Here is a 14618-nt window from a genome sequence, read left to right on the forward strand (position 1 = left end):
GCCAGCCACAGTCCCGCGCCGATCAGGGCTGTCAGGAACGTCAACCCGTAGCCGCCGACGATCCTGGCGACACCCAGCAGCGGTGAGCCATGGACGTGCGCGTACGCCAGATCGCCCCAGCCGAAGCCGCTCGACGGGAAGACGGCGCGCCACGCCTCCATCGCGGTCCACAGCAGTGGCGCGAGGACCAGCACCCACACGCTCCGCGTCCACCGGCGCAGCTGGTCGGCGACGAGCGCGTACCAGGCCGACTGGGTCGCCGTCAGCAGGATCCAGCCCACGTACCCAGCCGGAGCGATGATCCAGTCGAGCATCGGGAGGAACGTGACGAGCCCCGCCACGCCACCGACGGCGGCGGGCAGCAGCGGACGACGGGTCGTCGCCGCCAGGTCCACGGCCGCCAGCACCAGGGGCACGACCAACAACGAGGCCGGCCAGGCGGCGACGGGTGGGTGGGCCGCCCAACCTGCCACGCCGGCCGCGACCGCGAGGACGAGCGCTGCGGCTACACGCAGTCGCGGCAGATCATCCTCTTGGCGTCGGCGAGCTGGGTCGGTCCTTTGACCAGGTAGCAGGAGTTGCAGATGAACTCTCCCTCGCGGAGACCGTCGACATCCTGCTCGTCTTCCTCGTCGTCCTCGACGACGCGGACGAGGACGTCCGGATCGGCGTCCTCATCGTCATCCTCGTCCTCGTCGACCGTGGCGAGCGAGACCTCGACGTCCTCGGTGGTGTCGTTGTCGACCAGGACGTCCTCGGTGGCGTCATCCTCGACCAGGACGTCGCCGTCTTCTTCGTTCAGGACGTCGTCGTCCTCAACGTCGTCGTCCTCGGCGAGTAGATCGTCGTCGAGGTGGTCGTCGGCATCGAGGAACTCGTCGTCGCGCACGTCGTCGTCGAGATCGTCGGCGAGGTGGAAGTCGTCGACCGTCCCGGTCGGGCTGACCTTGCGTCCCACGGAGGGTTCTCCTCGTTGGTGGCGGCTGTCGTACCAGCCCTGTGCACGGCAGGCAACGTCCGCGCGGTGGTCGCTGTTCCCCGTCCGACGCCGAAGGCCCCGGGTCGCCCCGGGGCCTTCAACGGTGCGCGCAGCGTGCCGTTGGTGCCGCTCAGGCGGGTAGCGGTGCCCCACCGGCGTTGTCTACTAAGCCCGCTGCGCTAGGTCGTCGGTCCTTCGCGCATGCCGCCGGGACGCGACGTGCGTTCGTGGCGGTCCCCACGGCGGCCGGGTCGGCCTGGGCCGGCGCTGACTGGTCGCTCGCGACCGTTCCGCTGCGCAAACCCCCGGTCCCCCCGCTCCGTCGCGTCCGCCCCCGGTGGGCAACCGAACGAACCAACGCGAGCAGGATGCTGGCCGCCTCATGTCCCGTCAAGACTCGCCGGGTCGGCGAGCTGTGACCGACGTCTTCGGCGGCGCGACACCGACCCCACGAGCGGCGTCGTCGCAGGTCACCGGGGGTCTGGACGCTGTGGACACCGGGGAGCGCGCACCGCACGGCCGCCCGGTTGCGTTGGGACGGCGGCCACCCCCCTGGACGATGCTCACCTGATCGTCACGACGCCAGCGGCGTGTCGCCGGGCTCGTCGTCCCAGCGCGGCAGTGGTGCCTCGCCGTGCGTGACTCGTCCACGCACGATCGTGAGCACGCACCGGGCGCCGCGCGGATCGTCGGCTTCGAACGGATCGCCCTCCCACGCGGCCAGGTCGGCGCGCATCCCCGCCCGGACCACGCCCGAGACGCGGTCCTGGCGGGCGGCGAAACGGCCACCCAGGCAGCTGGCGCTGACGGCCTCGAGTCGCGACAGCTCGTGCCGACGGTGGTGGCGATGCTCGGCCGCGTAGACGCCACCCCAGGGGTCCATGGGGGTCACGTTGGCGTCGGAGCCGAACGCCAGCGGGACACCCAGGTCCGCCAGCGCACGGTAGGGGTTCATCCACCCGCGTCTTGTGGGGTCCAGGCGACGCTCGTACATCCCACCGGGGCCACCCCAGGTCGCCTCGAAAGCCGGCTGAACGCTGGCAACCAAACCCAGCTCCGCGACCGCGGCCAGCAGGTCGGGGGGGAGGACCTCGGCGTGCTCGAGCCGGTGGCGGAGGCGGCGGATCTCGCCGTGCAGGTAGTCGGGGAGCTCGGCGTTGACCGCCTGCCAGCAGCGCACCGCCTGACGGATCGCGGCATCGCCGATGGCGTGCACGCCGACCTGGACCCCCGACCGGGTCGCGTCCCGGAACGATTCGACCAGTTCGTCGTCGGAGTGGAACAGCCGGCCGCTGTCCGAGGGCACGTCGGCGTACGGGGCCTCCAACGCCGCGGTGTGCGATCCCAGCGACCCGTCGAGGAACAGGTCCCCGCCGGCCTGGCGCAGCTCGCGCTCGGCGATGAACGTGAGATCGAGGTCGCCCCAGTACCCGATCACCTCGACCGGCCAGCGGTCGTTGATCCATGCGTCGAAATCGCCGGTCCCCATGATGTCCGGGCCGCCCATCTCGTGAACGCAGCCGATGCCCAACGACGCCGCGTGCTGCGCTGCGGTCTCTCGGGCAGCGGTGAGGTCGCCTTCGGCCATCGCACCCAGCGCCCACCGGCGCGCGATGCGGTGCGCCTCGCGGCGGAGCACCCCGGTGGGACGGCCCTCCGGATCGCGCTCGACCCCGGCGGCCCGGGCCAGCGGCGCGGCGGCCAGCGTGTGGCGGTCGACCAAGCAGGAGTGGCGATCGGTTCTGGTCAGGTACACCGCGCAGTGGGGGGTGACGTCCGCGAGCTGGTCAGCGGACGGCAGCGCGTCGGGGAAGTCGTGGTCGTCGTAGCCGTGCCCCCACAGGACCCGGCCGGTGTGCACCTGCGCGTACGTCGCCACCGTGTTCAGCAGCTCCGCGCCGCTGGCGACCTGCGCCAGGTCGAGCCCGCCCAGCGACAGGCCGGTCATCGTCAGGTGCGCGTGCGCGTCGACGAACGCCGGGCCGAACGTGCATCCCGGCAGCTCCAACCGGGCAGCGTGCGGCGGCGCCGCAGCCGGATCGTCTCCCACCCACACCACCCGCTTGCCGCGGACCAGAGCGGCACGTGCCTCCGTGCGGCCATGGCCCAGCGTGACGACCCGGTCGGCGACGAGGAGGGTGCCGCGCGGAGCTGCGGTCACGGCCGTCTCTCGCGGGCCGCGTCGAGCGTGGGATCGGTCCCGGTCCCGGTGTGCCCGGCGATGACGGCCCTCAGCCGCGGGTACTCCGCCACCAGGTCGAGGGTGAGCGCCACCTCTCCGGCGACGTGCCCGCCGGCGAGCAGCAGCTGGATGTCGCGACCGACGGCACGTACGGACGCTGCGACCTCGGCGACCGTGTCGTTGGAGGGGGCGACGACCACGGTGCCGCCGTCCCGGACGGTGAGCGCCGCGGCCGCCACCGCGCCAGCAGCGGCCACGGCGACGTCGGCGGGTCCACCGAGGACCACGCGCAGCGACCGCGTTGCCTCCACCGCGTCGCTGGGGTCACACACCACCGGCGTGGCAGCCCCGACGTGCTCGATGAGGCGAGCGTCGCGGAGAGTCGCGACGGTCACCGCCACCGACCTCGCCCCACCCTCTCGGGCGGCGACCCCTGCCACCGCCCCGGCCCCGCCCGTCCCACCCAGCAGGGCGACACGGCCACCGGCGACGGCCAACCGGCGCAGGGCAGCGACCACCGGGGCGGTCTCCGCGGCGCTCACAGCGACCACGGTGTCGAGGTCGTCGCGGACCACCGCCAGCGGTGTGGTCGGGAGCACGATCGCGTGGCCGGTGGCGGGCACGATGGGTGACGCCCCGTCCCAGGCGGCGATGTGACGCAGCCACAACGGGACGCTTCCTAGCGTGGCCGCCGCGAGCGCCCGACGCCCCGGCGCGACACCGGACGGATGATCGGCGCTGGCCGCCACACGTCCGACCACGCTCCCGTCGCTCCCGGCGTGCGGTGCCTGCAGCTTGCCACGCTCCGCGACCGTCTCGAGGAGCGCGGCCCGGCGGGCACCGGGCTCGTCTGCCACGGTGTCGCGGAAGTAGGCGAGCAGGCCGGCGGGGAGCCGGAGCATCTCGACGTCCAGCCGGGCTTCGCCGGGGCGGAGGTCAGGATGGTTGTCCAGCCGCCACGCGTCCCGCGGCAGCACCCCCGCAGGCTCGCTCGAGCGGGACACGCCGATCGCGTCGCTCAGCGTCAACGTTCTCCGACCACGGGCGAGGCCGAGGCTACCAACGTCTCCTCATCGCGGCCTCCAAGCCCGGTCACGTGGGCCGGCAACAGTGACGCACCCTCGGACCGCAGTCAGCGCGCCGCACCGACCAGCAGCAACGGCAGCAACATCGTCAGGGCGCCCAGCGCGACGGCGGCGCGGACCCGGGCGCGTCCGACCGGCTGGTCGCGGATCTGGTCCACCGCCCCGCTCACGATCGCGTACAGCGTCCCCGCGCCGCACGTGACGAGCGCGCCGAGCAGGAACAGCACCATCCCGGTCTCGCCGGACGCGCCCCCCGCGGCACCGGCGGCAGCCAGGCCGCTGCCCACCACCAGGGTGCCGTACCCGGCGATGCGCCAGGCGCGCCGTGCCTTGCGGTCGATGTCGTGGTCGCCGTTCACCGCGTGTCTGCCACGACGGCTGGTGCGTCAGGGCGAGCTTCGGGCGTGGGCGAGAACAGGATCCGTCGCGGCATGTACCCACACGCCTCGAGGAAGGCGCGTCCCTCGTCGTTCTCGACCGCGACGGATACCTCGACGACGGGGATGCGGGTCCGCGCGGCCCAGCGCTGGACCTCACCGAGCAGTTGGACACCGATCCGCCGCCGGCGGGACGCCGGCCGGACGTAGACAGGGCCGATCGTCAGCCCGCCCGGACGGAGCGTCCCACCGGCGTACCCGAGCGGCTCGCCGCCGTCCGGTTCCTCGGCGATCCAGAAGATCCCCCCGGCAGGCTGCGGCGGCTCCGACGGCGCGGTGTCGCGCGACGACTCGTCGCGGTACGCCTCGGCCAGCGGACGGATCTCCTCGATGCGGGCGCGCCGCACGTGCACGGACGCTCCCCGGTCGGGTGAGCCGGTCACCCCCCCACCTCGACGATGCCGCGGTCGAGTCGGTTCAGCCGCTCAGCCCCGGACTCGGTGACGACCACGATGTCCTCGATCCGCGCCCCGTACCGGCCGGGGACGTAGATCCCCGGCTCCACCGAGAATGCCATCCCCGGCTCGAGTGGCTCGTCGTTCCCGGCGACCAGGTAGGGGTCCTCGTGCTCCTCGACGCCGATGCCGTGGCCGGTGCGGTGGGTGAACAGCTCCCCGTACCCGCCCGCCGCGATGATCGAGCGGCACGTCCGGTCGATGTTCTCCGCCGCCACACCTGCTCGGATGGCGTCGACGCCGGCACGCTGCGCCTCTTCCAAGACCGCATGCAGCTCCGCGTACCCGTCCGGGACGCGTCCCAGCACGTAGTCGCGGGTCATGTCCGAGCAGTAGCCGGCGCGGGTGCCGCCGATGTCGACCACGATCGCGTCACCGTCCTGTAGCACGCGGTCTGCGGTCTCGTGGTGGGGGCTCGCGCCGTTGGGTCCCGACGCGACGATCACGAAGTTGACCTGGTCGTGCTCCTCGAGGATCGCTTCGGCGATGTCACGCCCGACCTGCGCCTCGGTGCGACCGGGACGGAGGAACTGGGGGACACGCGCGTGGACCCGGTCGATCGCGGCCGCTGCGGCGCGGAGCAGCTCCACCTCTGCGGGGGTCTTGCGCAGGCGGAGGTCGCGGCTGACGTCCCTGCCTGTCCGCCACCGGGCCGCAGGCAGCGCGTCCTGCAGCTGCAGCAGGAACATGCTGCACAACCGGTCCTGCACGGCCAGCACCGCGTCGCCGGGGACCCCGGCGCGCGCCAGCGACGAGCGGACCTCGCCGACCGGGTCGCCCGACTCCGCCCACGTGACAAGCTCGGCGACATCGGGCGCCGGGCTCGCTGCCGCGCGGGGCGCTTCGAGTTCGGGGACGATCAGGGTCGCGTCACCCTCGGCCGGGACCACCAGCATGGTCAGTCGCTCCAGCGCCGGGGCGCGGTAGCCGGCCAGCCAGAACAGGTCCGCGGATGGCCCTGCCAGGAAGGCGTCGAGGCCACGGGCGCGCAGGACCGCGCGGGCGCGGACCAGGCGCTCGGCGTGGTCGCTCACAGGGACACCTCCGTCGCAGTCTTAGGAGACCTAAGACAGCTCCTCTCGCGCCGCTCCTGCGGAGCGTCGCTCACAGGGTCGCTCCCGACTTCGATCCGCCCGGCATCGTACGGAAGCGGCGATCCGCGGCTGCTAGTCTCCCGGGGGGTGCGGCTGCGACCGAGGAGGCACGCGATGCCCCCCGCAGGCCGCCCCGCCGGCCCTCTCCCCCCGGTCGAGCCGCTGGTCGATCGCGAGGACGCACTCGACCGCGCGGCCGGCAGCCCGCTGGACGTGCTGATCATCGGCGGCGGCATCACCGGTGCGGGGATCGCGTTGGACGCCGTCTCGCGTGGACTGACCGTCGCGTTGGTCGAGCGCGCCGACCTGGCGTCGGGGACCTCGTCGAGATCTTCGAAGCTGGTCCACGGCGGCTTGCGCTACCTCGAGCAACGTGAGTTCGGCCTGGTGCACGAAGCCGTCCGCGAACGCAACCTCCTGCGCCAGATCGCCCCGCACCTGGTCCGCCCGCTCGGGTTCGCCATCCCCGTCGCCGACCGCACCGACCGGTGGCTGATGCGCGCTGGCCTGACGATCTACGACGCGATGGCGTTCGGCCGCAACGTCCGCAGCCACCGGGCACTGGATATCGCCGATCTGTTGACCTCCGTCCCCGGTCTGGTCAACGGCATCGGTCTGGGCGGCTTCCGTTACTACGACTGCCAGACCGACGACGCCCGTCTGACCCTGGCGGTGATCCAGACAGCCCGGCGGCTCGGTGCGCTGGTCGTCAACCACGCCGAGGCCGTCGGGTTCCTGCGTTTCGGCGATCGCGTCGTCGGGGCGACCATCCGCGACCGGCTCACCGGCGACGAGCTCGACGTCACCGCCCGCTGGGTCGTCTCCGCGACCGGCGTCTGGGCCGATCGGGTCCGTGACATGACCCGGGATGAGGAGCGGCCGCTGCTGACCCCGTCGGTGGGGATCCACCTCACCTTCCCACGGCAGGTGGTGCGGGTCCGCGACGCGGCGCTGATCCCGTCGGCCGCGGACGACGGTCGCCGGATCTTCGTGATCCCGTGGGGTGATCAGGTCATCGTCGGGACCACCGACGAGAGTTACGTCGGCGACATCGACGCGCCGACGGTGAGCGCGCCACACGCCGGGTACCTGCTGCACGCGGTGAACTGGTCGTTCGGGACCAACCTCACGCTCGCGGACACGCTGGGGGCGTGGGCGGGCTTGCGGCCACTGCTCCGTGGCCGGGCCGAGACCGCCGCCTCGGCGGACCTGTCGCGCCGGCACGCCATCTTCGAGGAACCGGCGGGGCTGATCACGGTCACGGGGGGGAAGCTGACCACGTTCCGCAAGATGGCTGAGGACGTCGTCGATCGGATCGTCGCGGCCGGAGGAGCCAAGGCTGAGTGCATCACCGACCGGCTCCCGATCGGTCTGCGCGAGCGGGTCGATGACGCCCTCGCGGGTCTACAGGAGGTGTGCAAGATCCTCGACGTCGACCCGTTCCTGGCCGGATCGTTGCTGCACCGTCACGGCACGGAAGCCGCGGCAGTCGCGGTGTTCTGCGTCGAGCACGGCGAGAGCGATCGGCTGCTGCCGCACCTGCCCTACCTGAGGGGTGAGGTGCGCTGGGCGGCGCAGCGGGAGCTCGCGCGCACCCTCGACGATGTCCTGCAGCGCCGACTGCGGGTCTCGCTCCGTGATCGCGCCGCTGGCGGTGATGCGGCCCGGTGGGCGGTACGAGCGTTCGGCCAGGAACGCGGCTGGAACGGCGAGCGGTGCGACGCGGAGCTGCAGTCGTACATCGCAGCGGTCGAGCGCGAACGCGGGATCGTCCCGGTCGACAAGGCCTGGCTGGATGCGCCCGCGGAGGCGGGGCAGACCGCCTGACGGGCCGGCATCCGAGGTCGTCGGCCGCCCCCTTCAGATCTTCAGTGCCAGCGCCCTCGGGAGCAGATCGAACACGGCGTCGGTCGTGCCCAGGACCTCGCCGTCGGCCTCGACCAAGACGGGGGTGTCGCTGTGCACCTCCACGCGTGAGGACTGGTACTCCTGGATCTCCGGGTGCGGGAGGTGCTCGCCCTTGCGGATCCGCGGCGTGAGCAGGAACACGTCGCGCGGGGTTCCGCGGAACAGCTGGACGTTGAACCGCCCGTCGTCGGGCAGGGCCCGCGGGGCGACCTTGAGGTTCCCGCCGAAGAACTGGCAGTTGGCCACCACCACGTTCGAGTAGCGACCGGTCACCTCGGTGTGGTCGAGCACCACGCGGATGTCCTGGAGGTCGAACCGGCGGATCGCCGCGAATATCCCGACCAGGTAGCGGCCCCGGCCCAGGAACCGCGGCAGGCGGTTGGCACGCTCGACCACCACGCCGCCGTACCCGGCCTCAGCGATGTTGGCGAAGCACACAGCGCGTTCGTGGCCCTGGCGGTTCGTCAGGCGCGCCCGGCCGACGTCGATGGGGTACACCTGGTCACCATCCAGGTGACGGGCGAGACGCTCGGGGCTGCGGTCCAGGCCGAACGTCCGCACGAAGTCGCTCCCCGACCCGGCCGGGACCACCCCGAACACCACGTCGGGGGCTCTGGGCCCGGTGTCGGGGTCGACGAGCCCGTTGACGACCTCGTGCACGGTGCCGTCGCCGCCGACGGCGACCACGAACCGCACGCCGTCTTCCTCGACCGCGTGACGGGCCAGCGCCGCGGCGTGGCCCGGACCCTCGGTGGTGACCACACGGTGGTCCAGGCCCCGTTGAACCAGCGCTTGCTGCAGCCGCGGCACGACCGCGTCTCGGCCACGGCCGGCGACCGGGTTGGCGATCAGCAGCATCTGCCCGTAGGGGCTGGTCACCGCGGCTCCTCCGCGTCGACGTGATCGGCGAGGACGACGAACAGGTCACGGACGGCCAGCCCAGCCGCGGCCAGCAGCCGGCGGGCCCGGGCGCAGGCGGTCACCACCGGGTGATCGTCGGCGAGCTGCGCTGTGCGGCGGCGGGCGACCGCCCCAGCCGCGTCGGGGGCGACCAGCTCGAGGGCCAGACCCGCACCGCTGCAGGCGGTGGCCCGGGCGGCACCGGGAGGCTCGATCACATCGGCCCCGGCAGCCGCCAGGAGCGTGCGCGGCGGCTCGGTGACGCCTTCGTCGCGGGCCAGGACGCAGGGGTCGTGGTAGGTGACCGCACCCAGCCCACGCAACCGCAGGCCGCCTCGGTGGGCATGGCCAGCCAGCTCCGAGCACACGTCACGCACCGTGCGCTCCCCCGCAACGGCACGTAGCGCCGGCAGGCAGTGCGGGTCGGTGGCCAGAACGGTGGGGGGCGCGTCGCGGAGTCGCGCGGCGAGCTGCTCGCTGCACGCGTCGGCGGTGGCGGCGTCGCCCAGATCCGCCGGTGTCGCGCCGCAGCACCCCGACGGACGCACCCAGCTGGCGGCCACACCTGCGGCGGCCAGGAGCTGGTCGATGGCCTGCAGCGTGGGTGGTTCGTCGCGGCAACCGGCGATCACCGCGACGTCCGCGTCGGTCCGACTGGCAGGGAGGGCCGCAGGGACGTCGCCGTACGGTGACCGTCCCGCGCGCACGTGTCGCGCCGCGGCCGTCACGGCCGGCGCCTCCGCCCCGGCGGCGATCACCTCGGCGCGAGCGGCCCGGACCTCGGCGGGGACATCGAGGTCGTACAGGCACGCGACCTGGCAGGCGTGGCACCCAGTGCACCCGTACAGGTCGTCGTACGCGACCACGTCGGCGGTGCGGTCCCCGGTCGCGATCCCGGCGACGACCGTGTGCAGCGCCCACGGCGCGGCGCGCTCATCTCCGGTTGCGGTCAGCACCGGGCACGAGAAGTTGCACATCTTCGGGCAGTAGCTGCCGTGGATGGCTTCGTCGGCGACGGCTTCGAGCGGTTCGATCACCGCCGCTCCTCCGTCAGCCCCAACGTGCCCGGGTTCAAGATGCCGATCGGATCCAGCGCGCGCTTCACGCGCGTCAGGACGTCCAGTCCGCCGGGGCCGAGTTCTTCAGCCAACCACGGAACCCGTAGCCGTCCCACGCCGTGGTGGTGGGTGATCGTCGCCCCGGTGCGCAGCGCGGCGGTCTGTCCTGCGTCCCAGGCGGCGTCGTAGCGGGCGGCGACCGCTTCCTCGTCACCCTGGCCTGCGGCACCGAACGTGAAGTAGATCGATGCCCCCTCCGGGTAGATGTGGCTGACGTGGGCCAGGACCAGGTCAGCGTGAACGGACAGTGCGGCGCGGATCCGGTCGTACACGTCGGCGAGCCGTGACCACAGCGCCGCGACCTCCATCGTGTCGAGCATGACGGCGTCGCCGAACGCACCGCCGGGGCGCATGTACTCGGCGAACCGGTAAGAGATGTCGTAGCGGTGAGCGCGCCAGTGTTCGCCGGGCTCGGGTCCCAGGTCCCGGGCTCCCCCGGCTATCAGTCGCTGCAGGAAGTGGCGGGAAGTGAACTGCACCACGTCCGCGTCGCCCTCCACCCCCACCACGATCAGGCAACCAGGCGGGACGTCCAGCCCTTGAGCCCCGAAGACCATGGCGGTGTCGGTCTCGTCGTAGAGGCGGAACACGGTCGGCCGCAAGCCCGTGCGCAGCAGCGCCCGCGCGGCGTCGAAACCGGCCACGACGTCGTCGACGAGAACACCGCGGTAGCGGGCAGCGGCGGGACGGGGCCAGATCCGCAGCGTCGCCTCCGTGATCACCCCGGTGGTGCCCTCGCCGCCGACGAACAGCCGGGAGAGGTCAGGTCCGGCCGCCGATGATGGCACGGGGCGCGACCGCACGACCGTCCCGTCGGCCAGGACCGCCTCCAGGCCCACGACCATGTCCTCGAGTTTGCCGTAGAACGACGATGCCTGACCGGCGCTGCGGACCGCGAGGAAGCCGCCGATCGTGGAGCAGTGGTTCGACGACGGGTAGTGGCCCAGCGTCCAGCCGCGGTCGGCGAGGTGATCCTCTAGGGCCTGGCCGATGATCCCCGGTTGGACGGTGACCGTGCCGGAGACTTCATCGAGGTCGGTGACGGCGTTCATCCGCTTGAGGTCGAGGGTGATCGCACCCGCGACCGCAGACGCGCCTCCGCAGACGCCGGTGCCCGCCCCGTAGGGGACGACCGCGACCCGCTGCTGGTTGCACCAGCGCAGCACGGCCGCGACCTCGTCGGCAGACGCCGGTGATACGACAGCGGCCGGGAGCGGCAGGTCCTCGCCGCGGCGGCGGGCCATCACCAGACGGGGCCAGAAATCGTGAGCGTGCAACCACAGGGTGTGGCGGTCGGTGCTGACCCGTTCGGCGGGGAGCACCGCCGTCAACGCGTCGACGAGCGCAGCGTCCATGGGCAGTGCCTTACGCCTCCACCACGCCGCGGCGCAGCAGGTCGACGGCTTCCGCCGCGGCGGCCCGCAGCTGCCCGCCGCTGACGTCGCGGACCTGACCGGCCAGGTCCGCGACCTGCTTGACGTTGCGTACGAAGTCGCCGCCGGTCAGCTCCAGCTGGCCGATCGCCGTGTCCAGATCCGCCAGCGTCGCCCACCGGTAGGCCGCACCCACGAACCCGGGATCCAGGTCGCGGGTCGGCTGCAGGCCAGCGTCGACCTCCCGTTCGGCGATGCGTTCGAACACCGCCCGGGCCGCATCGACCGCGGTGGCGAGCGCGGCGCTGGGCCAGCGGCGGACGACGGTCGGTTCGTCGGTCCGCGACTCGTACACGAACAGCGCGCACATCCCCGCCACCTCAGCCGGGGACAGCCCGTCGAGGACACCCTCGCGCAGGCACTCGGCGACCACCAGGTCGACGTCGGCGTAGATCCCCGCCAACCGCATCCCCTCCGGGGTGGGCGCCGGGGTCTCGTCGACGTAGCCCAGATCGGTCAGGACCCGCAGGATCCGGTGGAGCTGGCGGACCAGCGACCCCGATTCACGTTCCAGACGGCGGTGCAGGCGGCGGTGTTCGTCGGAGACCTCGTCGTAGCGCAGCTGCCAGCGCTCATGCGCGGCCCGGTCGGGGCAGCGGTGGACGGGGTCGTCACGCAGCTGACGGCGGAGGTCGCGGACCCCGTCGCTGATCGGGCCCCCATCGTCACTTGGCCCGGCCGAGGCGGCCGGTGCGGTCACCTCGTCGAGGAGGGCCGCGACCTTGGCGCGGTAGGTGGGCTGGCGGGGATTGCCGTCGGCTGGCAGCTCGATGGCGGCGACGCGCTCCGGCGGGGCGTCGACGTCGCGTGGACCCAGGCGGGCCAGTTGTCGGTCCTCGGTGACCACGCGCGCCAGGACCGTCCCCCGTCCGGTGATGGAGGCGCCCACCACCGCGGCCAGGCCTCTGCCGGGCGCGGCCGGCCAGTGCACCACGTCGCCGGGGTTGAGCCGGGCGATCCTGGCCTCGACCGCCTCGCGTTGGGCGGCTTGCCGGTGGCGTGTCTCGCGCTTCTCACGCTCGGTCAGCTCACGGCGCAAAGACCAGTACGCCGCCCAGTCGCCCTCCGAGCAGTGCAGGTGCGGGCGGTACCCGGCCATGCCGTCCTCGAGTTCGGCGACCCGTCGGGCGATCCCGGCCATTGAACGGTCGGTCTGGAACTGCGCGAACGACGCGGTCAGCAGCCGCTCGGCGTGTTCGAGATCGTGGCGGCGCAGCAGGTTGACCGCGATGTTGTACGACGGCGCGAACGATGACGTCAGTGGGTAGGCGCGGGTCCCCACCAGGCCCGCGACGGTGCGGAAATCGATGTCGCGCTGGTACAGGACGATCGCGTGGCCGACAGGGTCGATGCCGCGGCGACCGGCGCGGCCGGTGAGCTGGGTGTACTCGCCCGGGGTGAGCAGCACGTGCCGCTCGCCGTTCCACTTCTCGAGTCGCTCGATCACGACGCTCTTGGCCGGCATGTTGATACCCAGGGCGAGGGTCTCGGTGGCGACGACGACGTCGAGGAGCCCCTGCTGGAAGGCGGTCTCCACCGCTTCCTTGAACGCCGGCACCAGTCCAGCATGGTGCGCCGCGACGCCGTGCATGAGAGCGTCGAGCCAGGTGGAGTAGCCCAGAACCTGCAGGTCCTCGCCGGGGATCCCCGCGACCGCCTCCTCGACGATGTCCGCGATCCGTCGGCGTGCGTCGGGGGTGGTCAGCGAGATGCCGCTGCGCAGCAGCTCATCGACCGCCTTCTCGCACCCCGTTCGGCTGAACACGAACACGATGGCGGGCAGCCACCCACGATCGGCTAGCTCGGTGACCACGGTGGCGCGGCTCGGCCAACGCAGCCGGACCGGCGGACCCATGCGTCGCCCACGGCCGCCACCGCGGCTCCGCTGCCCCTGCCGTTCGAGCATCAACACCTTGGGGTTGGGGACCCCGGCCAGCGCCTGGGCGGCACGTTCCCGGGCCTCCTTGCCCTGCTTCCCCTTCCGGGTCGAGACGAACGTCGGGTGGATGCGGTCGTTGACGTAGTAGTGGTGTCGCAGCGGGACGGGACGGCGCTCCTCGATGACGACCTCGCAGCCGCCCTCGCGGACCTCGGACAGCCACTCACCGAACTCCTCTGCGTTGCTGACGGTCGCCGACAGCGCCGCCAGCTGTACGGTCGCGGGGACCTGGGTGATGACCTCCTCCCACACCGCCCCGCGCGCACGGTCGGACAGGTAGTGCACCTCGTCGAGGACGACGTAGCGCAGGGTGCGCAGCGACACCGAACCCTCGTAGATCATGTTGCGCAGCACCTCCGTGGTCATCACGACCACCGGTGCGTCGCCGTGGATGGACCGGTCTCCGGTCAGCAGCCCCACCTGGTCGTCGCCGTGGCGGTCGGCGAGGTCGCGATACTTCTGGTTGGACAGCGCCTTGATCGGGGTGGTGTAGAAACACCGCCCGCCGGCGGCCAACGCGTGGAAGCAGGCGAACTCGCCGACGACCGTCTTCCCCGCCCCGGTCGGGGCGGCGACCAGGACGGAACGCCCCGCCAGGAGCGCGTCGACGGCACGTTGCTGGAAGGGATCGAGCGGGAAGCCGTACCCCTCGGCGAAACGCTGCGGGATGCTGGCGTGGTCGGCGGTGCTCACGATCCGGCGGTGGTCGGCTCCGGTTCGGCGCCGTCCTCCTCGGTGACCGCCGCGGGGCGGGGCAGCTCCGGGGCGGTGGCCGGCGACGGCTCGGATCTGAGGTCTTCGCCCTGCAGGCGTTGCAGCACCCGCTGGCCAGCGTCGGCGTAGGTCACCGCCCGCGCACGGATGCGTTCGGCCTCGATCAGGAGGACCTCGCGGGCGTCCGCGTCGACCGCGGCGGCCGCCCCGACCGTCTCGGTCGCGTCGCGCGACAGCTCCGCGGCGGCGACGAACAGCTGGCGGGCGCCGTCCGCGGCGGGTGACACCTCGGCGGCCTCCAGCGCCGCGATCGCCTGCCCGTAGGCACGCAACCACGTGTCCAGGTGCTCGGTGACGACCGACGGGTCGCCATC

At 72.7% G+C, this 14618-nt stretch carries 13 protein-coding genes; 1 reads left to right on the forward strand and 12 read right to left on the reverse strand.

The annotated features are described in order from the left end of the window. The 7 genes from M3N57_01000 to M3N57_01030 all read right to left on the reverse strand — a co-directional run. Window positions 1–473: hypothetical protein (locus tag M3N57_01000; GenBank protein MDP9021285.1), on the reverse strand; the 473-nt coding region annotated here is incomplete at its 3' end. A 32-nt stretch (window positions 474–505) separates the two neighbouring features. Then, window positions 506–958: a hypothetical protein gene (locus tag M3N57_01005; GenBank protein MDP9021286.1), complete on the reverse strand. Its 453-nt coding sequence runs from the start codon at window positions 956–958 to the stop codon at window positions 506–508. 595 nt (window positions 959–1553) lie between these two features. Then, window positions 1554–3140, reverse strand: a complete 1587-nt coding sequence (locus tag M3N57_01010) for an amidohydrolase family protein (GenBank protein MDP9021287.1) — start codon at window positions 3138–3140, stop codon at window positions 1554–1556. Continuing rightward, complete coding sequence (locus M3N57_01015) at window positions 3137–4189, reverse strand: hypothetical protein (protein ID MDP9021288.1); 1053 nt, start codon at window positions 4187–4189, stop codon at window positions 3137–3139. Before M3N57_01015 ends, M3N57_01010 begins: the two co-directional genes overlap by 4 nt. Before the next feature lie 104 nt (window positions 4190–4293). Further along, entirely contained in the window at window positions 4294–4605 is a 312-nt protein-coding gene (locus M3N57_01020) for a hypothetical protein (GenBank protein ID MDP9021289.1), read from the reverse strand. Further along, window positions 4602–5066, reverse strand: coding sequence for a GNAT family N-acetyltransferase (locus M3N57_01025; GenBank protein MDP9021290.1), 465 nt, complete (start codon window positions 5064–5066; stop codon window positions 4602–4604). The genes M3N57_01020 and M3N57_01025 overlap by 4 nt, the downstream gene beginning before the upstream one ends. Continuing rightward, complete coding sequence (locus M3N57_01030) at window positions 5063–6172, reverse strand: Xaa-Pro peptidase family protein (GenBank protein ID MDP9021291.1); 1110 nt, start codon at window positions 6170–6172, stop codon at window positions 5063–5065. Before M3N57_01030 ends, M3N57_01025 begins: the two co-directional genes overlap by 4 nt. A 174-nt stretch (window positions 6173–6346) precedes the next feature. On the opposite strand from M3N57_01030, the gene M3N57_01035 reads away from it, so the two are divergent. Then, window positions 6347–8059 carry a glycerol-3-phosphate dehydrogenase/oxidase gene (locus tag M3N57_01035; protein ID MDP9021292.1) on the forward strand — a complete coding sequence of 571 codons (1713 nt, stop codon included), beginning with the start codon at window positions 6347–6349 and terminating at the stop codon, window positions 8057–8059. A gap of 33 nt (window positions 8060–8092) precedes the next feature. Here the strand turns inward: M3N57_01035 and M3N57_01040 are convergent, their stop codons facing one another. The 5 genes from M3N57_01040 to M3N57_01060 form a co-directional block, all read right to left on the reverse strand. Next, entirely contained in the window at window positions 8093–9019 is a 927-nt protein-coding gene (locus M3N57_01040) for a diacylglycerol kinase family lipid kinase (protein ID MDP9021293.1), read from the reverse strand. After that, window positions 9016–10077 carry a (Fe-S)-binding protein gene (locus M3N57_01045; GenBank protein ID MDP9021294.1) on the reverse strand — a complete coding sequence of 354 codons (1062 nt, stop codon included), beginning with the start codon at window positions 10075–10077 and terminating at the stop codon, window positions 9016–9018. The genes M3N57_01040 and M3N57_01045 overlap by 4 nt, the downstream gene beginning before the upstream one ends. After that, complete coding sequence (locus M3N57_01050; GenBank protein MDP9021295.1) at window positions 10074–11513, reverse strand: FAD-binding oxidoreductase; 1440 nt, start codon at window positions 11511–11513, stop codon at window positions 10074–10076. The genes M3N57_01045 and M3N57_01050 overlap by 4 nt, the downstream gene beginning before the upstream one ends. A gap of 10 nt (window positions 11514–11523) precedes the next feature. Beyond that, window positions 11524–14223 (reverse strand): DEAD/DEAH box helicase, encoded by a 2700-nt coding sequence (locus tag M3N57_01055; protein MDP9021296.1) that lies wholly within the window; start codon window positions 14221–14223, stop codon window positions 11524–11526. After that, on the reverse strand, window positions 14220–14618 hold a 399-nt coding region (locus tag M3N57_01060), incomplete at its 5' end, for a hypothetical protein (GenBank protein ID MDP9021297.1). The genes M3N57_01055 and M3N57_01060, both read right to left, overlap by 4 nt.

It is taken from the genome of Actinomycetota bacterium, assembly GCA_030776725.1.
GTDB lineage: Bacteria > Actinomycetota > Nitriliruptoria > Nitriliruptorales > JAHWKO01 > JAHWKW01.

What these genes read in the sequence shown, in the direction of transcription:
- M3N57_01035 (MDP9021292.1), top strand. Translation starts at nt 6,347, where the DNA reads ATGCCCCCCGCAGGCCGCCCCGCCGGCCCTCTCCCCCCGGTCGAGCCG.
- M3N57_01050 (MDP9021295.1), bottom strand. Translation starts at nt 11,513, where the DNA reads ATGGACGCTGCGCTCGTCGACGCGTTGACGGCGGTGCTCCCCGCCGAA.